Source organism: Pseudomonas sp. G1002 (assembly GCF_013385455.1).
In the GTDB taxonomy this organism is placed as follows: domain Bacteria; phylum Pseudomonadota; class Gammaproteobacteria; order Pseudomonadales; family Pseudomonadaceae; genus Aquipseudomonas.
In genome coordinates, this window is the sequence record NZ_JACAPY010000024.1 from 126,804 (window position 1) to 144,981 (window position 18,178).

At 61.5% G+C, this 18,178-nt stretch carries 17 protein-coding genes; 8 read left to right on the forward strand and 9 right to left on the reverse strand.

Annotation, left to right across the window (positions count from 1 at the left end):
* Nucleotides 1-17 precede the first annotated feature (17 nt).
* Genes arsC through HX801_RS12935 form a run of 3 tightly spaced genes read left to right on the forward strand, consistent with a single transcriptional unit; the run spans nt 18 to nt 1,385 of the window.
* Nucleotides 18-371: an arsenate reductase (glutaredoxin) gene (gene arsC, locus HX801_RS12925; RefSeq protein WP_004371385.1), complete on the forward strand. Its 354-nt coding sequence runs from the start codon at nt 18-20 to the stop codon at nt 369-371.
* Nucleotides 368-982 carry an NAD(P)H:quinone oxidoreductase gene (gene wrbA / locus HX801_RS12930; RefSeq protein WP_177022201.1) on the forward strand — a complete coding sequence of 205 codons (615 nt, stop codon included), beginning with the start codon at nt 368-370 and terminating at the stop codon, nt 980-982. The genes arsC and wrbA overlap by 4 nt, the downstream gene beginning before the upstream one ends.
* Nucleotides 966-1,385 carry a DUF2069 domain-containing protein gene (locus HX801_RS12935; protein ID WP_177022202.1) on the forward strand — a complete coding sequence of 140 codons (420 nt, stop codon included), beginning with the start codon at nt 966-968 and terminating at the stop codon, nt 1,383-1,385. Before wrbA ends, HX801_RS12935 begins: the two co-directional genes overlap by 17 nt.
* Nucleotides 1,386-1,492: 107 nt before the next feature.
* Here HX801_RS12935 and HX801_RS12940 read toward each other — a convergent pair whose 3' ends face one another.
* Nucleotides 1,493-2,164, reverse strand: a complete 672-nt coding sequence (locus tag HX801_RS12940; protein WP_004371396.1) for a DNA-3-methyladenine glycosylase I — start codon at nt 2,162-2,164, stop codon at nt 1,493-1,495.
* Between the two features lie 67 nt (nt 2,165-2,231).
* Nucleotides 2,232-3,056 carry a tRNA 2-thiocytidine(32) synthetase TtcA gene (gene ttcA, locus HX801_RS12945; RefSeq protein WP_102604979.1) on the reverse strand — a complete coding sequence of 275 codons (825 nt, stop codon included), beginning with the start codon at nt 3,054-3,056 and terminating at the stop codon, nt 2,232-2,234.
* 362 nt (nt 3,057-3,418) lie between these two features.
* Between ttcA and HX801_RS12950 the strand changes: the two genes are divergently transcribed.
* Complete coding sequence (locus HX801_RS12950; protein WP_004371402.1) at nt 3,419-4,021, forward strand: Yip1 family protein; 603 nt, start codon at nt 3,419-3,421, stop codon at nt 4,019-4,021.
* Between the two features lie 128 nt (nt 4,022-4,149).
* Complete coding sequence (locus tag HX801_RS12955) at nt 4,150-4,644, forward strand: SprT family zinc-dependent metalloprotease (protein ID WP_004371405.1); 495 nt, start codon at nt 4,150-4,152, stop codon at nt 4,642-4,644.
* A gap of 123 nt (nt 4,645-4,767) precedes the next feature.
* On the opposite strand, the gene HX801_RS12960 is transcribed toward HX801_RS12955, so the two are convergent.
* Together HX801_RS12960 and HX801_RS12965 are read right to left on the reverse strand one after the other, a co-directional pair.
* The gene (locus HX801_RS12960; RefSeq protein WP_177022203.1) at nt 4,768-5,949 is read right to left on the reverse strand and encodes a CaiB/BaiF CoA-transferase family protein; all 1,182 of its coding nucleotides are present in this window, start codon (nt 5,947-5,949) and stop codon (nt 4,768-4,770) included.
* A gap of 149 nt (nt 5,950-6,098) precedes the next feature.
* Entirely contained in the window at nt 6,099-7,433 is a 1,335-nt protein-coding gene (locus HX801_RS12965) for a dicarboxylate/amino acid:cation symporter (RefSeq protein WP_008435307.1), read from the reverse strand.
* 337 nt (nt 7,434-7,770) lie between these two features.
* Between HX801_RS12965 and HX801_RS12970 the strand changes: the two genes are divergently transcribed.
* Nucleotides 7,771-8,769 (forward strand): AraC family transcriptional regulator, encoded by a 999-nt coding sequence (locus HX801_RS12970; RefSeq protein ID WP_177022204.1) that lies wholly within the window; start codon nt 7,771-7,773, stop codon nt 8,767-8,769.
* Between the two features lie 129 nt (nt 8,770-8,898).
* Here the strand turns inward: HX801_RS12970 and HX801_RS12975 are convergent, their stop codons facing one another.
* The 3 genes from HX801_RS12975 to HX801_RS12985 are packed head-to-tail and all read right to left on the reverse strand — an operon-like array spanning nt 8,899 to nt 11,246.
* Entirely contained in the window at nt 8,899-10,245 is a 1,347-nt protein-coding gene (locus tag HX801_RS12975) for an ATP-binding protein (protein ID WP_023659245.1), read from the reverse strand.
* Nucleotides 10,242-10,919, reverse strand: coding sequence for a response regulator transcription factor (locus tag HX801_RS12980; RefSeq protein WP_003214228.1), 678 nt, complete (start codon nt 10,917-10,919; stop codon nt 10,242-10,244). Before HX801_RS12980 ends, HX801_RS12975 begins: the two co-directional genes overlap by 4 nt.
* An 18-nt stretch (nt 10,920-10,937) precedes the next feature.
* Nucleotides 10,938-11,246: a hypothetical protein gene (locus HX801_RS12985; protein WP_003214230.1), complete on the reverse strand. Its 309-nt coding sequence runs from the start codon at nt 11,244-11,246 to the stop codon at nt 10,938-10,940.
* Nucleotides 11,247-11,426: 180 nt separating this feature from the next.
* On the opposite strand from HX801_RS12985, the gene HX801_RS12990 reads away from it, so the two are divergent.
* On the forward strand, nt 11,427-12,143 hold the full coding sequence (locus HX801_RS12990; protein ID WP_102369713.1) for a 4'-phosphopantetheinyl transferase: 717 nt from the start codon (nt 11,427-11,429) through the stop codon (nt 12,141-12,143).
* Here the strand turns inward: HX801_RS12990 and HX801_RS12995 are convergent.
* Nucleotides 12,140-13,750, reverse strand: coding sequence for an ATP-binding protein (locus tag HX801_RS12995; protein WP_003214234.1), 1,611 nt, complete (start codon nt 13,748-13,750; stop codon nt 12,140-12,142). The genes HX801_RS12990 and HX801_RS12995 overlap by 4 nt on opposite strands.
* Nucleotides 13,747-14,472, reverse strand: a complete 726-nt coding sequence (locus HX801_RS13000) for a response regulator (RefSeq protein WP_177022205.1) — start codon at nt 14,470-14,472, stop codon at nt 13,747-13,749. The genes HX801_RS12995 and HX801_RS13000 overlap by 4 nt, the downstream gene beginning before the upstream one ends.
* An 804-nt stretch (nt 14,473-15,276) precedes the next feature.
* Between HX801_RS13000 and HX801_RS13005 the strand changes: the two genes are divergently transcribed.
* Nucleotides 15,277-18,174 carry a ribonucleoside-diphosphate reductase subunit alpha gene (locus HX801_RS13005; protein WP_008435294.1) on the forward strand — a complete coding sequence of 966 codons (2,898 nt, stop codon included), beginning with the start codon at nt 15,277-15,279 and terminating at the stop codon, nt 18,172-18,174.
* Nucleotides 18,175-18,178: the final 4 nt, after the last annotated feature.

Below are 18,178 nucleotides of genomic sequence, written 5' to 3' on the forward strand. Positions count from 1 at the left end.
CAAGATGCGACCCGCACATGACCGATCTGACGCTTTATCACAACCCGCGCTGCTCGAAATCCCGCGGTGCGCTCGAACTGCTGGAAGCCCGTGGCCTCACACCGACCGTGGTGCGCTACCTGGAAACCCCGCTCGACGCCGCGCAATTGCAGGCCCTGCTGGGCAAGCTGAACATCAGCGCGCGGCAACTGCTGCGTACCGGCGAGGACGAATATAAAACCCTCAACCTGGCTGACACCAGCCTCAGCGAAGCACAGTTGATCGCTGCCATCGCCGCTCATCCGAAACTGATGGAGCGTCCGATCCTCGCCACCGCCGACAAGGCCGTGATCGGCCGCCCACCGGAGAACATCCTGGAGCTGGTTTCGTGAGTGCGCCGTATGTGCTGGTGTTGTATTACAGCCGCAACGGTTCAGTCAGCGAAATGGCCCGGCAGATTGCCCGGGGCATCGAGCAAGCCGGGCTTGAGGCGCGGCTGCGCACCGTGCCGGCCATCTCCAGTGAATGCGAGGCCGTGGCGCCGGACATTCCGGTCGACGGCCCGCTGTACTGCAGCCTCGACGACCTGAAGAACTGCGCAGGCATGGCGCTGGGCAGCCCGACCCGTTTCGGCAACATGGCCGCGCCGCTCAAGTACTTTCTCGACGGCACCAGCAACCTGTGGCTGACCGGCGCCCTGGTCGGCAAGCCGGCGGGTGTGTTCACCTCCACCGCCAGCCTGCACGGCGGCCAGGAGACCACGCTGATGTCGATGCTGCTGCCGCTGCTGCACCACGGCATGCTGATCACCGGACTGCCCTACAGTGAACAGGCGCTGCTCGACACCAAGGGCGGTGGTACGCCTTATGGCGCCAGCCACCATTCCGGTGCCGACGGCAAGCGTGCGTTGGATCAACACGAGATCGCCCTGTGCCGCGCACTCGGCCTGCGCCTGGCGAAGACCGCTGCGCTACTGGAGAACGGCCGTGGCCAGGAAGCCTAAGCTACTGCCGCCCCAGGCCTGGCTGGAGCCACGGGTCAAGGCGATGCGGGCGTTGAGCCTGCTGGCGTTCCTGGGATTGGTGGGGCTGCTGTGTGCCTACTACCTGGTGTTCGCCGATCTGCATGGCGCGCGGCCGTGGGTGATTCTGCTGATCGAATTGGTGCCGCTGCTGTTGCTGGCGCCGGGGATGATCCTGGGCAGCGCGCGCGGGCATTCATGGATGTGCTTTGTGGTGAACCTGTATTTCATCAAGGGCGCGCTGGCGGCCTATGACCCGAATCGGCAGTGGTTTGGTGTGCTCGAGATGCTGGCGAGCCTGGCGGTGTTCTGCACGGCGTTGATGTATGTGCGGTACCGGCATCAGCTGAATCGGCGGTTGGCGGGGGAAGGATTGCCTGCCTGATGCTTTTGTAGTGCCTGACCTGCCGCTATCGCAGGCAAGCCAGCTCCCACAGAGGAATGCATTCCAAGTGTGGGAGCTGGCTTGCCTGCGATGGCATCAACCCGGTATCAATGATTCACGGTGTAAGCCAGCATCATCGACAACTGGCACATCGGCCGCCCGCTCTCGGCATGCCACTGGTTGAATGCGCCCTGCACCGTGGCCAGGTCCCGCAGGCTGGTGGGCACCTTGTCGACGATCTTCTGCGCATTCAGCGCCGCCACCACGTCATAGCTCGGCACGAACGTGTCCTTGCCCACCATCCGTAAAAAGCGTGGCGCCGACAGCCCGCCCAACTGGTGGCCGTGCTTGCTCAGGTACTTCCACAGGCCGACGATATCGGTCACCGGCCAGTCGGCAATAAACCCGCCGAAGCTGCCTTTTTCCTTCTCGATATCCAGAATCATCTGCGCATTGCGCGGCACGCTCTTGAGCTTGCCCAGGTGACGGATGATGCGCGTGTCCTGCATCAGCCGCTCCAGGTGCTCGGCGCCCATGAGTACGACTTTTTCCGGGTCAAACCCAAAGAACACCTGCTCGAAGGCCGGCCACTTGGCGTCCACCACGCTGTGCTTCAGGCCGGCACGAAACACCCGCAGCGACAGGGTCGACAGGTAGCGGTCATCGCTGATCTTGCGCAGTTTCGCCGGGGTCAGGGGCACAGGCAGGTGGGCTTCCAACTCGGCCGCCGAACCAAACCGGTTCAGACAATATTCGTGCAGCCACTTGTAATCGCGCATGCCCTCTCCTAAGGATTGAAATGAAAACGGCGCCCAGGAGCGCCGTCTGTCAGAGCGGTGAAAACACTCAGAGGTTCACTACGTTGACGAAGCGCGACGCCGCACTTTCGTCGATACGCAAGCTGGTGAAGTCGAACAGGTTACGGTCAGCCAACTGCGACGGCTGCACGTTCTGCAAGCTGCGGAAGATGCTGTCGACGCGGCCCGGGGTCTTGCGGTCCCAATCCTGGAGCATGTCCTTGACCACCTGGCGCTGCAGGTTTTCCTGGGAGCCGCAGAGGTTGCACGGGATGATCGGGAATTGCTTGAGGTCGGAGTAGGCCTGGATGTCCTTCTCATGGCAGTACGCCAGTGGGCGGATCACCACGTTGCGCCCGTCATCGGCCCGCAGCTTGGGCGGCATGGCCTTGAGGCTGCCGTTGAAGAACATGTTGAGGAAGAAGGTTTCGACGATGTCATCGCGGTGATGACCGAGGGCCATCTTGGTCGCGCCGATTTCGTCGGCAAACGTATAGAGCGTGCCACGGCGCAGGCGCGAGCACAGCGAGCAGGTGGTCTTGCCTTCCGGGACCAGCTCCTTGACCACCGAATAGGTGTCTTTCTCGACGATGTGGTACTCGACCCCCAATGCCTTGAGGTAGGCCGGCAGCACATGCTCGGGAAAACCCGGCTGCTTCTGGTCCATGTTCACGGCAACGATGTCGAACTTGATCGGCGCGACCTTTTGCAGGTGCATCAGCACGTCGAGCATGGTGTAGCTGTCCTTGCCGCCGGACAGGCAGACCATGACCTTGTCGCCCTCTTCGATCATATTGAAATCGGCGACTGCCTCGCCGGCCAGGCGACGCAGGCGTTTTTGCAGTTTGTTCTGGTTGACCGTAAGAGTGCCCATGGCGCTTGGATCCGCGAAAGGTGTGTGACGAAAAGCCGGGTATTTTACCGGGATGGACGACCGAGTTCCAATGTGGGAGCGGGCTTGCTCGCGAACGCGAAGTGTCATTCGCCAGGTGTTTAGCTGACCCACCGCATTCGCGAGCAAGCCCGCTCCCACATTTGACCGCATTCCAATCAACAGACCCCGCCGCGATTAAGCCCAATGTTTACAGCGCAATTTGCTCTAAAGCCCCACACTTTTTCCGGTCATCACTTCCTATACTGCGACATAAGGTCGCACATATATCCAGACCTTTCAGGCCAATTGGCCCGTGGGCGCTCCGCTGGGGGGCGATGGTAATAACGACAGGAGTGACTGGCATGATCCATCACGTCGTGGGACTTTTCACCCACCCCGATCAGGAATGGCGGGAAATTCGTGGCGATAAAGAAGAAAGCATCGGCCACATGTACCTCACCCACACGCTGATTCTCGCGGCCATCCCCGCTGTCTCAGCCTTTATCGGTACCACTCAGGTGGGTTGGGTCATCGGCAGCCGCGCCCCGGTGATGCTGACGGTGGAAAGCGCGTTGTGGATGACCCTCATGTCCTACGCGGCGATGCTCGGCGGCGTGGCGGTGATGGGCGCGTTCATTCACTGGATGGCCCGCACCTATGACGCCAACCCCAGCATGGCGCGCTGCGTGGCGTTTGCCACCTACACCGCGACACCGCTGTTTATCGGCGGGCTGGCGGCGCTGTACCCGCATATGTGGCTGGGCATGGTGGTGGGCACGGCGGCCATTTGCTACACGGTGTATCTGCTGTACGTGGGGCTGCCGACCTTCATGAATATTCACCCGGACGAGGGCTTCCTGTTTTCCAGCTCGGTACTGGCGGTAGGCCTGGTGGTGCTGGTGGCGATCATGGCCTTTACCGTGATCGTCTGGGGGCTGGGCGTAGGCCCGATCTACACCAACTGACGCGGTTTACCCGCAGGAAAAGCCACCGCAAGGTGGCTTTGTGCGTTATGCATGACCATTCGGCGCCTGACAGATTCGGATACACCCTTGTTTGCGGCATACTGGACATCTCTGGAGATATGTACAGCATGCCCGAGCAACTCAATACCCGCGTCGAAGATTGTTTCCTGCAAGCCGAATCCTTTTTCAAACGAAGCTTCAAACGCCCCCAGGTCAGCCTCAAGCTGCGGGGCCAGAAGGCCGGTGTCGCGCATTTGCACGAGAACCTGCTGCGCTTCAACCCGCAGCTCTACCGTGAAAACAGCCAACACTTCCTTAAACAGACAGTCGCCCATGAAGTGGCGCACCTGATTGCCCACCAATTGTTCGGCGAGCGCATCCAGCCCCATGGCGAGGAATGGCAGCTGATCATGCGTGGGGTTTACGAACTGCCGCCGGACCGCTGCCACACCTATGAAATCCAGCGGCGGCGCGTCACGCGGTATATCTACCGCTGTCCGTGTGCCGACAGTGACTTCCCGTTTTCGCCCCAGCGTCACGGGTTGGTGGGCCAGGGGCGGCGGTATTTGTGCCGCAGGTGCCGGCAGACTTTGGTGTTTACCGGGGAAACCCGCGTCGAGTGAGGTTTGTGGTGCTTGTATGGCCCTCTTCGCGAGCAAGCCCGCTCCCACATTTGATCGCATTCCAACGATGGAACTCGGTTGAATGTGGGAGCGGGCTTGCTCGCGAAGGGGCCGGCCCAGGCGCTACTGAATCACCTTGGCACGCCGCAAATCATCTATCTGCTGAGCACTGAAGCCCAACTCCGCCAACACCTCATCGCTGTGAGCGCCCACCGCCGCGCCTATGTGCCTGGCCGCCGGCAAGCCCTCGGAAAACTTCAGCGGGCAGGCCATTTGCGCCTGGCTGGAACCATCGCCCCGCGGCACCTGGCTGACCAGCTCCCGGGCTTTCAACTGCGGGTGTTCAACGGCCTCGCTCAGATTCAGCACCGGCTCGACACACGCATCAATCCCGGCAAACAGCTCACACAGCTCATCAAAGCTGCGTTTCTCGAACTCGACCTGCAGCGCCAGCTTGAGGGCTTTCTGCTGCTCGGGTTTGGGCGATAGGCCCATTGCCGCCAATTCAGGGCGGCCAAGGGCCGTACACAGCTGCTGCATAAACGCCGGCTCCAGACTGCCCACCGACAACCAGCGTCCTTCCCGCGATCGGTAATAGTCATAGAAACTGCCGCCATTGAGCACCTGGTTCTCCCACGCCGGCTCCACGCCGCACGCCAGGTAACCGGCGCCGGCCATGGCATGCAGGCTGAAGGCGCAGTCGGTCATGCTCACGTCCAGGTATTGCCCCACCCCACTGTGCTGCCGGGCAATCACCGCCGCCAGCAAACCGATCACCGCGTGCAACGAGCCGCCCCCCACATCCGCCAACTGCACACCCAAGGGCAACGGCCCGCTGTCCTGGCGCCCGGTGTAGCTGGCAATGCCTGCCAGGGCCAGATAATTGATGTCATGGCCGGCGCGATCCTTGTAGGGGCCGGTCTGGCCGTAGCCGGTGATGGAGACGTAGATCAGCTTTGGGTTGATCGCCTTCAACGCCTCGTAACCCAGGCCCAGGCGCTCCATGACCCCGGGACGGAATTGCTCGAGGACGATGTCGTAGTCCGCCACCAGTTGCCGCACGATCGCCACCGCCTCGGCCTGTTTGAGGTCCAGGGCCAGGCTGCGTTTGTTGCGGTTCAGATAGGCATGGCTGGCCGACACGCCCTGGTCATGGGGCGGCAGTACTCGCAGCAGGTCCATGCGCGTGGGGGATTCGATGCGCAACACCTCGGCGCCCATGTCGGCCAGCAGCAACGAGGCGAACGGCCCCGGCAGCAAGGTGGAGAAATCCAGTACTTTGAGGGACGCCAAGGGACCTGACATGCGGACTCCGATTCCGATTCGATTGGCCACAGAGTAGGCAAACCCGGCGGTCGGCGGCAATCACATAAACCATCATCCGAAGTGACTGATGCTTCCCGAAGGCATAAAAAAACCCATCCGAAGATGGGTTTTTCACAAACGCTGCAGCCTTACTTGACGGCGGTTGGAGCCGGGCCTTCGGCCACGCCCAGGTCGTCTTCTTCACGGGTGTCGGAGATACCGCGACCACCGGAAGCCAGTTCGACTTTCAGCTTGTCTTCGTCCAGTTCCTTGACCCACTTGGCCACAACCAGGGTTGCAACAGCGTTGCCAACCAGGTTGGTCAGTGCGCGGGCTTCGGACATGAAGCGGTCGATACCCAGGATCAGCGCCAGGCCGGCAACCGGCAGGTGGCCAACAGCCGATAGGGTAGCGGCCAGTACGATGAAACCACTACCCGTCACGCCAGCAGCGCCCTTGGACGACAGCAGCAGTACCAGCAACAGGGTGATCTGGTGGGTGATGTCCATGTGGGTGTCAGTCGCCTGGGCGATGAACACGGCAGCCATGGTCAGGTAGATCGAAGTACCGTCCAGGTTGAAGGAGTAGCCAGTCGGGATAACCAGGCCGACTACCGACTTCTTGGCGCCCAGGCGTTCCATCTTGATCAGCATGCGTGGCAGTGCGGATTCGGACGAGGAAGTACCCAGTACGATCAGCAGTTCTTCACGGATGTAGCGGATCAGTTTCAGGACGCTGAAGCCGTGTGCGCGGCAGATGGCGCCCAGCACCAGCACCACGAACAGGATGCAGGTGATGTAGAAGCAGATCATCAGCTGACCGAGCTGCACCAGCGAACCTACGCCGTAGGCACCGATGGTGAACGCCATGGCGCCCAGGGCACCGAGTGGCGCGAGCTTCATGATCATGTTGATGATGTTGAACATCACGTGGGCGAAACGATCGATGAAGTCCAGCACCGGCTTGCCGTAGGCACCCAGGCGGTGCAGGGCGAAACCGAAGATCACCGAGAACATCAGCACTTGCAAGATGTCACCGGTAGCGAACGCGCCAACGATAGTGTTCGGGATCACGTTCAGCAGGAAGCCAACGATGCTCTGGTCGGCACCGGCAGTCACGTAGGCCGCGACTTTGGAGGCGTCCAGGGTAGCCACGTCGATATGCATGCCGGCGCCCGGTTGCACGACGTTGACCACGACCAGGCCGATCAGCAGGGCGATGGTGGAGACGATTTCGAAGTACAGCAGCGCGTAGCCGCCGGTCTTGCCGACCGATTTCATGCTTTGCATGCCAGCGATGCCGCTGACAACGGTGCAGAAGATGATCGGGGCGATGACCATTTTGATCAGCTTGATAAAGCCGTCACCCAGTGGCTTGAGGGCCACGCCGGTCTGCGGGTAGAAGTGACCGAGCAAAATACCGATAACGATTGCAACGATCACCTGGAAATACAGGGATTTGTACAGTGGCTGACGAGTCGTCATTGCAAAGTTCCTCAATCGTCCCGTGTGGCAAATATCCGCCATTGCCCACGACACTTGAATTGCGAACCCTCCTGCACTGGAGGGATTTGTTGTTTGAGAGCCTGCTCGAGGCGGTCTCCCTGCGCTCTGTATCGCAAGCGTCGTGCCACTTCTGCTGAAACTCCCTGAAGGCCTTTAGACATCAGCGCTCGGGCGATTTCCAGCTTAAGGTTATGCCTACAGACAGTGGCGGATTTCCGCCTGCTCGCCTGATCTCGTCCTACAATTTGGCGGATATCCGCCTTGTTGCACCCGCCCGGGGTGGCTAACATCCGCCACTCAATGGACGAGGCCCCTCATGCGTGAACGAACCATCGCCAGTCACTACGCCCGAGCCGCTCTCGGCGGTGCTCGCCGGGCCGGCTACGATTATTCGGGCCTGCTGCAGCAGGTCGGCATCACTGCGGAACTGCTGAGCGAGCCCCGCGCCCGCATCGCCCCCGAGCAATTCACCCAGTTGTTGCAAATGCTGTGGCTGGCGCTGGATGACGAATACCTGGGCTTCGCCGAAGGCCCGAGCAAGCGCGGCACTTTCGCCATGATGTGCCACGCGCTGATTCACTGCCGCACCCTGGAGAAGGCTCTGGAACGCGGCTTATTATTTTATAGCCTATTCCCGCAGGGTCCGCGCTGGCGTCTGACACGTGAAGGAGAAATGGCCCGCCTGAGCCTGGACGATTCGCAACTCTGGGACCCGGATCACTTCCTCAGCGAATGCCTGCTGGTGATCTGGCACCGCCTCGGCAGTTGGCTGATTGGCCAGCGCATCCGCCTGCACCAGGCCACCTTCAGCTACCCGACGCCGGCCCATGCCGGTGAGTACGACTTGCTGTTCCCCTGCCCGCAGGTATTCGCGGCACCCACCAGCAGCCTGGTGTTCCCCAGCCGCTACCTGAGCCTGCCGTTGTTGCAGGACGAGCGCACCCTCAAGCATTTCCTCGAACGCTCCCCGGCCGACCTGCTGTCGCGGCCGGATGAAGGCGACAGCCTGAGCAGCCAGTTGCGCCGCTTATTGAGCCGCGACCGCACGCCCTGGCCCGACCTCGAAGCCGTCGCCCAGCACCTGCATATCAGCCCGCAGACCCTGCGTCGGCATTTGCGGGAGGAAGGCACCAGCTTTCAGGCGCTCAAGGATGAGTTGCGCCGGGACATTGCGATCTATCATTTGGGGCGGGCGGATTTGTCGCTGCAGGAGATCGCCGAGCAGCTGGGGTTTTCCGAACCGTCGGCGTTTCATCGGGCGTTCAAGAAGTGGACCGGGCTGACGCCGGGGGCCTATAGAGCACAAGAAACCTAGGTGTGTATTGATGCGACTGGCCTCTTCGCGAGCAAGTCCGCTCCCACATTTGACCGAGTTCCACCTTGGGAATGCCATCGAATGTGGGAGCGGGCTTGCTCGCGAAGAGGCCGGCACAGCCAATAAAGATCAAACAGCCGGGAAGTGGATCTTGAACGCAGCCCCACCCAGCGGTGAATCCCCAAGGGTCAGCCGGGCGCCATAGCTTTCAATGATGTCCTTGACCACCGCCAGGCCAATCCCCTGCCCCGGATGCTGGCGGTCGAGCCGCTCGCCCCGCTGCAGGATGCGCGCACGCTGGTCCGGCGGCACGCCGGGGCCATCGTCTTCGATGCACAACTCGGTGCCCTCCAGGCTTTCCTGCAAGGTGATGCGCACTTCGCTCAGGCACAGGCGATAGGCGTTCTCCAGCAGGTTGCCGAGCAGTTCCAGCAAGGCGCCCTTCTCGATCGGCACGTCGCATTCGTCCGGCAGTTCAAAGGCGACCTTCACGCCCTTATCGCGATAAACCTTGTCCAGCGTGTCGCACAGGCTTTGCAGCACCGGCTCCAGCCGCACCTGGTGGCGCACCAGGCCGCTTTTACGCAGGCTGGCGCGCTGCAATTGGTAGCTGATCTGCTGGCTCATGCGTTCGATCTGCGATTGCAGTACCCAGGCCTGGTCCCGATCTTCGGGGCGCTGGGCCATGTCTTCACTCACGCCTTGCAACACCGCCAACGGGGTTTTCAGGCTGTGGGCCAGGTCATCCAGGGAATCGCGGTAACGGGTGCGTTGCTCCCGCTCGCTGTGGAGCAACCGGTTCAGGGAGCCGGTCAGGCGCAGCAGCTCGCGCGGGTGTTGCTCGCTGAGGCTTTCCCGGGTACCGCCTTCGATTTCATCCAGTTCCTGGCTCAGCCGGCGCAGCGCCTGCAGGCCCCAGGTCAGGCCCAGCCACAACAGGGTCAGCAGCACCAGCAAGGCGGCGCCGAAGCCCAGGTAGAGGTTTTCCCGCAGGCCTTCGAGGGTCAGTTGGTATTCACGCACCGGTTGCAGGGCGACGATACTGAACGCCGCGCTCTTGCCGCCCAGCAGCTTGACCTCGACGTCATAGACAAAAAATTCCTGGCCGTTGGCCTCGCGTATCCGCGCAAATTCGTTGCCGCGCCCGTCATAGCGCGGCTTGTAGTTGATGTTCTCTTCCTGTGTGGCGCGCGACCGCCAGACCAGATGGCCTTCGCGGTCATAGATGTAGCCCAGCAGGCGGCTGTCGGTGAGGTTGAAACGCTCGTCCGGCAACTGCGCGGGCATCAGCAGGCGATTGTTTTCAACCCGGGCAGCCGAAATCAGCGTCGTGACATCCGACGCCAGGCGCTGCTCGATGGAGTCCTGCAGGGCCAGGCTGAAGGCGCCCTGCATGGCCGGCAACAAGGCCAGCATAAACAGCACGGCCAGGATGGTGGCCGCGAGCATCAAACGTACACGTAGCGAGCGAATCAACGGCAGCGCTCATTGAACAGGTAGCCCAGGCCACGCACGGTGTCGATCGGTTTGAAACCCGCCGGGCCTTCCAGCTTGCGGCGCAGGCGGCCCACCAGCACTTCGATCACGTTCGGATCACGCTCGTCGTCATCGGGGTAGAGCTGTTCCATCAGGCGGTCCTTGGCGACCACTTGCTGGTGATGCCGCATCAGGTATTCGAGGATGCGGTATTCGTAGGCGGTCAGCGCCAGTGGCTGTTCGTCGAGGGACGCCTGCTTGCGATTGAGGTCCAGCAGCAACGGCCCGGCGACGATGGTGGATTGGGTGAAACCGCTGGAGCGGCGCAACAGTGCGTTCATCCGCGCTTCCAGCTCTTCGAACTGGAACGGCTTGACCACGTAGTCGTCGGCACCTGCTGCCAGGCCTTCAACCTTGTCCTGCCAGTTGCCACGGGCGGTCAGGATCAGGATCGGGAAGGTCTTGGCCTGGGCGCGCAATTGGCGGATCAGGTCCAGGCCGCCCATGCCGGGCAGGCCCAAATCGATGATCGCCAGGTCGTGGTTGAATTGCCCGGTCTGGTACAGCGCCTCTTCGGCATTGGCGACGGCCTCGACCACGTGACCGCTGTCGGTAAGGCGGGTCAACAGGTGATGGCGCAGCAACGCCTCATCTTCGACAACCAGCAATTTCATAAAGCTCTCCAAGGCAAATCAACTTTCCAACTGGGGTATATCATAGCGGCCCTGCAGGTCTTGCTGGCGCAATTTACTGCCGTTGAAGTGACCTGACAGGTTTTCATTGCCCACGCGGTAGTCTGACTGCGGGGTGTGCTGGCCCAGGGACTGGCCCCATGGAGCTGCCTGTTCACCGGCATCCTCAAAGCTCACCCGCTGGAGAAGGCTGTAGGGCTTTTTGCTCTTCTCCTTGGAGAAACCCGCGAAACTCGAATCAGAGGCCTGGACGCCAGCGGTGGCGCTGAGCATGGTTAAGGCCAACATCAGCTTCTTGATCGCAGTCATGGTGCTACCTCATACGCTTGGGCTTTGGGTACGGGGCCAGACTACGCAGACGCCCCTGAACTCCCCCTGAACACTCTCTGAACCTGGGCTGAACCGAGGCCGGCTACTGTGTAAAGAGTTATTTACGTATCCCCGGCCGCAGGCTATCCAGCGGCCCTGCAACTCGGCAAAATACCCGGCATGAATTCCCTACCCGCCTGCTGCACCCCACTTGACGCCCATTGGCCGTTGCCCGATGCCTTGCCCGGCACGGTCTTGCTGAGCACCCGTTTTGACCCGGCCCTGCTGGCCATCGGCGATTTCCAGCGCAGCGCCGTGCCGCCACCCGCGAGCATCCAGCGTTCGGTGGCCAAGCGGCAGGCGGAGTTCTTGGCCGGTCGCCTGTGCGCCCGCGCGGCCCTGCAACAGCTGGACGGGCTGGATTGCGTGCCGGCGATCGGCGAGGACCGCGCGCCGGTCTGGCCCGCGCACATCAGCGGTTCGATCACCCACAGCACCGGCCATGCAGCGGCCATCGTCGCCCACAAGTCACAGTGGCGCGGGCTGGGGATGGACCTGGAGAACCTGCTGACCCTGGAGCGGGCGGAACGCCTGGCCGGGGAGATCCTCACACCGGATGAATTGCTGCGCATGGCCGCCGGGCCGCGGGAGCAGGTTGCGCAACTGGTGACGCTGACGTTTTCGGCGAAAGAGAGCCTGTTCAAGGCGCTCTACCCGATCGTGCAGAAGCGCTTTTATTTTGAGCATGCCGAGTTGCTGGAGTGGTCGGATACCGGCCATGCGCGGCTGCGGTTGCTGACGGACTTGTCCGCAGAATGGTGCCATGGCAAGGAACTGGAGGCGCAGTTTGCGGTGGATGAGGGGCAGTTGTTGAGCCTGGTGGCCGTCCAGGCCTAGACCTTCTCCTGATCCCGTGGCCAACTCAGGCTGAAACACGCGCCACCCAGATTGTTGCTCTTGCTGATCAACGCCCGGCCGCCGTGCCAATAGATGATCCGCCGCACAATGGATAACCCCAGGCCGTGCCCACCCGACGCGCGGGTCCGGCTGTCATCCAGGCGCAGGAACGGCGTGAAAATCCGCTCCCAGGCACTTTCCGGTACGCCCGGCCCGTCGTCTTCCACGTCGATGCGGCAACGCACTTGGCCCACCTGGTAACTGATCAGCACCTGCCCCTGGGCGTGGCGCATGGCGTTGCTCACCAGGTTTTGCAGGGCACGGTGCAGGTAACGCGGCTCGGCCTCCACCCATGCATCGTCCCAATGTGCCGAGGACAGGCAGATGCCCCGCGCCACGTTGATTTCCGGGCGCAGCGGTGACAGTTCATCAATCACCTGATCCAGCAACGCATTGAGGTCGACCCGCTGGAAATTCAGTGCCGGCGCCCCCTGTTCCAGCCGCGCGTAGGTGAGCATTTCGTCCACCAGGCCATCGAGGTCCTGGATGTCGCTGTCCATGCCCTCCATATACTTGCGCCGCGCTTCAGGCGTGGCCGCGTCGCCGATCATCTCCAGGCCGAACCGCAGGCGCGCCACCGGGGTGCGCAGTTCGTGGGACACCGCCCGCACCAGTTCGCGCTGAATTGCCAACAGGCGTTGCAGGTGCTCGGCCATGCCATTGAACGCTGCCGCCAGGCGCCCCACCGAATCGGCGCCGCGGGCCGGCACCCGCACTTCCAGGCTGCCTTTGGCGATGCGCGTGGCGGCGGCTTCCAGGCCACTCAAGCGCCGCTCCAGCTGGCGCACCAATAAATAGACGATCAAGCCGATCAAGGTCAGGCTGATCAGCGCAATCAGGATCAGCCATTGCGCCGGGTACGGATTCATCTGATACAGCGGGCCGATTTCCAGGACCCACGGCGTGCCGACCATGCCGGCAAATACCCGGATCGAATCCCCACCCTTGCCCAGGGCCATCACGGTATCGCCTTCGGACACGCGGCGGCGCTGGTCTTCGTCCATATCGGCCTGATTGAGCATCACCAGGTGCATCTCGAAACCAAAGCCCTTGGCTTCCTTCAGGTCTGCGAGTTTCTGCGGTTGCTCCGCCACCGGGAAACGCACCAGTTCATCGGCCAGCAGGTAAATCGTCGCGCGCGCCAGTTGTTCGCTGATTTGCTGCACTTCACCGGTCAGCAACAGTTGCTCCTGGTCACTGACCAAGCGCAGCACCCTGGCCGCATGAGGCCCGGTTTGCTCCACCAACACCTGGCCACGTTGCAGACGGCTACGCTGGGTCAGGTCCAGGTGCGCCTCGGCCACGGTCTGCAATTGCAGCGGGATACCCAGCAAGCGCTCCCACACTGCCAGGGCGCGGCGGCGCTCGATGGCACTCATGGGTTGCAGGTTGTCGCCCATCAGCGCGAAGGTGCCGTGGGCCAGGCGCTCGCGGTACTGGCCGCTGCGCACTTCATTGAGCAGGTGCAAGGCCAGTACGCCGAGCAACGCCACCAGAATCAGCGCCGCGCACATGCCGCCGTAGATGCGCAGGAAGATTGAGTTCACGGCGTCAGGTCAGCCGCAGCTTCGGGGACGAACAGGTAGCCTTTGCTGCGAATGGTCTTGATCAGGCGTGGGTGAATCGGGTCGTCGCCGATTTTCGGGCGGATGCGCGAGATGCGCACGTCGATGGAGCGGTCCTGGCCGTCATAGCCAATACCGCGCAAGGCGGTGAAGATTTCTTCCCGGGACAGGATCCGCCCGGCATTCGCCACCAGCAGCCACAACAGGTCGAATTCGGCGCTGGTCAGTTCGATGCCGCCTTCGTGCAGCCAGGCTTCACGCAGGGCGTTGTCCACCACCAGCGGGCCGAATTGCAGGCGCCGCTGTTTTTCGGGGAGTGCCGGCTCGACGCTTTCGCTGCGCCGCAGCAGGGCCTGGATGCGTGCCAGCAACAGGCGTGGACGCACGGGCTTGCATACGTAATCGTCGGCGCCCATGTCCAGGCCCAGCACCTGGTCCATGTCGTCGGTGCGCGCGGTGAGCATCAGGATCACCCCGTCGTAGTGCTCGCGCACCTTGCGGCAAATGCTCAGGCCGTCTTCACCGGGCAACATCAGGTCGAGGATCACCAGGTCCGGCTGCTCGGCGATGATCCGCGCCGCCGCGAGGGCGCCATTGCCTTCCACCGACACCCGCAAGCCGTTGCTCTCCAGGTAGTCACGGGTCAACTCGGCCAGTCGCTCGTCGTCCTCGACAATCAATACCTGCCAGGCTTCTTGCTCCATGCGTTACCTCGGTTCTAATTATTGTAGGGGCGGGTTTGCCCGAGAAAACTCGAGGGCGCCGCGTTTATTCAGGTTTCCAGCGTCATCGTTGACGTCCTTCGCGGGCAAGCCCGCTCCTACAGTTGTCATGTAGGCGAGGCATAAACTGTATGGATAACCGCCGATTGTAGCAACGGGCCGGCCCTCTGCCACAAGCGCGCAAATGCGTTCGGACATCGTGTTTTTTTGTGATAGGGTTCGCGCCCGCAAAAATCCAACCGGTTGTTTTTACCTCGGAATATTCGGTGACAAACGGCGCAATGCAGCAGTACTGCGGCCTACACGGCCATTCCACGTTTCATACACATTTTACCCACAGCGTTATCCACAGGTAGTCCGTTGCTAAGCCCCCCAAAACGCATTATCTTGTAGGTCGTCGCAAAAAAAACCCTACATGTAGGGTTTTCAGCGAAAAGACCAAACACAAATCAGACAAGAAACTCAAGCTCTTTCTTGCTCCTGTTTGGTGAACTTAAGCCTTTTTCAGAAGACCAAACCGCGCACGCGGATGGCAGCCGCTTTCTGCCCCGATCAGGCGAAAACGGTACGGGTGTTGCAGTACGAAACTGTCACCCACCAGGAATACGGTAAAGAGCCCCAAGGCTTGTAACCGAAGACTTCGGCATGGAAGCGGCGCGAACAGCTCCCTTCCTCCTGTCCCGAAGTTGTTATGCCAGGCCCCTGGCCTGTTGTAAGTGCTTCAGGACGGAACGGTGGGCACCGTGATGGTGCCCAAATAAATATAGAATGTGGAGACAACCCCCCATGCAAACCGACACAACTCGCGAGAACCCGCAGGGCTCCGTGCCGCAGGCCGCTGATTCGAACCTGGATCTGTCCGCCACCGCGCCCGGCCAATTGCGTGTGATCAAGCGTAACGGCACTGTCGTTCCTTACACCGATGACAAAATCACCGTCGCGATCACCAAAGCGTTTCTTGCAGTTGAAGGCGGCACCGCTGCTGCCTCGTCGCGCATCCACGACACCGTTGCCCGCCTGACCGAACAGGTCACCGCAACCTTCAAGCGTCGCATGCCATCGGGCGGCACCATTCACATCGAAGAAATCCAGGACCAGGTCGAACTGGCCCTGATGCGTGCCGGCGAGCAGAAAGTCGCCCGCGACTACGTGATCTACCGTGACTCGCGCGCCAAGGAACGTGCCGTACGTTCCCCGGCCGAAGAAGCTGCCGTACAAGCTCACCCGTCGATCCGCATCACCCTGGCCGACGGTACGTTTGCACCGCTGGACCTGGGCCGCCTGAACACCATCATCACCGAGGCCTGCGAAGGCCTGGAAGAAGTCGATGGCGACCTGATCCAGCGCGAAACCCTGAAGAACCTGTACGACGGCGTGGCCCTGACCGACGTCAACACCGCACTGGTGATGACCGCCCGTACCCTGGTCGAGCGTGAGCCGAACTACTCGTTCGTCACCGCGCGCCTGCTGATGGACACCCTGCGTGCCGAAGGCCTGGGCTTCCTGAAAGTCGCCGACAGCGCCACCCACCACGAGATGGCCGACCTGTACGCCAAGGCCCTGCCGGCCTACATCGCCAAGGGTATCGAATTCGAATTGCTGAACCCGATCCTGGCCACCTTCGACCTGGAAAAACTCGGCAAGGCGATCAACCACGAGCGCGACCAGCAGTTCACTTACCTGGGCCTGCAAACCCTGTACGACCGTTACTTCATCCACAAGGACGGGATCCGCTTCGAACTGCCGCAAGTGTTCTTCATGCGCGTGGCCATGGGCCTGGCGATCGAAGAGAAGCAGAAAGAAGACCGTGCCATCGAGTTCTACAACCTGTTGTCGTCCTTCGACTACATGTCGTCGACCCCGACCCTGTTCAACGCCGGTACCCTGCGTCCACAACTGTCCAGCTGCTACCTGACCACCGTGCCGGATGACCTGTCGGGCATCTACCACGCGATCCACGACAACGCCATGCTGTCCAAATTCGCCGGCGGCCTGGGTAACGACTGGACCCCGGTGCGTGCACTGGGTTCGTACATCAAGGGCACCAACGGCAAGTCCCAGGGCGTTGTACCGTTCCTCAAAGTAGTGAACGACACCGCCGTAGCCGTGAACCAGGGTGGCAAGCGCAAGGGCGCTGTATGTGCCTACCTGGAAACCTGGCACATGGACATCGAAGAGTTCATCGAGCTGCGCAAGAACACCGGTGATGACCGTCGTCGTACCCACGACATGAACACCGCCAACTGGATCCCTGACCTGTTCATGAAGCGCGTCTTCGATGACGGCAAGTGGACCCTGTTCTCGCCATCCGAAGTACCGGACCTGCACGACCTGACCGGCAAGGCTTTCGAAGAGCGCTACGAGTACTACGAAGCCCTCACCGAATACCCGGGCAAGGTCAAGCTGTTCAAGACCATCCAGGCCAAAGACCTGTGGCGCAAAATGCTCTCCATGCTGTTTGAAACCGGCCACCCATGGCTGACCTTCAAAGACCCGTGCAACCTGCGCAGCCCGCAGCAGCACGTGGGCGTGGTCCACAGCTCGAACCTGTGCACCGAGATCACCTTGAACACCAACAAGGACGAGATCGCCGTTTGCAACCTGGGCTCGATCAACCTGCCGAACCACATCGTCAACGGCAAGCTGGACACCGCCAAGCTGGAACGCACCGTGAACACCGCCGTTCGCATGCTCGATAACGTTATCGACATCAACTACTACTCGGTACCCCAGGCGCAGAACTCCAACTTCAAGCACCGTCCGGTCGGCCTGGGCATCATGGGCTTCCAGGACGCGCTGTACCTGCAGCACATTCCTTACGGTTCGGACGCTGCAGTCGAGTTCGCCGACAAGTCCATGGAAGCGGTCAGCTACTACGCGATCCAGGCTTCCTGCGACCTGGCCGACGAGCGTGGCGCCTACGAGACGTTCCAGGGTTCGCTGTGGTCCAAAGGCATCCTGCCGCTGGATTCGCAACAGATCCTGATCGAGCAACGTGGCCAGAAGTACATCGACGTTGACCTGAACGAATCCCTGGACTGGGCGCCGGTACGTGCCCGCGTGCAGAAAGGCATTCGTAACTCCAACATCATGGCCATCGCACCGACCGCCACCATCGCCAACATCACCGGCGTGTCGCAGTCGATCGAACCGACCTACCAGAACCTGTATGTGAAATCGAACCTGTCGGGCGAATTCACCGTGATCAACCCGTACCTGGTTCGCGACCTGAAAGCCCGCGGCCTGTGGGACTCGGTCATGATCAACGACCTGAAGTACTACGACGGTTCGGTGCAGCAGATCGAGCGCATCCCGCAAGAACTCAAAGAGCTCTACGCGACTGCCTTCGAAGTGGACACCAAGTGGATCGTCGACGCCGCCAGCCGTCGCCAGAAGTGGATCGACCAGGCTCAGTCGCTGAACCTGTACATCGCCGGCGCATCGGGCAAGAAGCTCGACGTGACCTACCGCATGGCCTGGTACCGTGGCCTGAAAACCACTTACTACCTCCGTGCCCTGGCTGCCACCAGCACCGAGAAGTCGACCATCAACACCGGCAAGCTGAACGCTGTTTCCAGCGGCGGCAACCACGGTGATGATTCGGTTCTCGCCGCACCTGCCGGCCCGGCGCCAGTGCCTAAAGCCTGCGCGATCGACGAGCCGGATTGCGAAGCTTGCCAATAAGCTG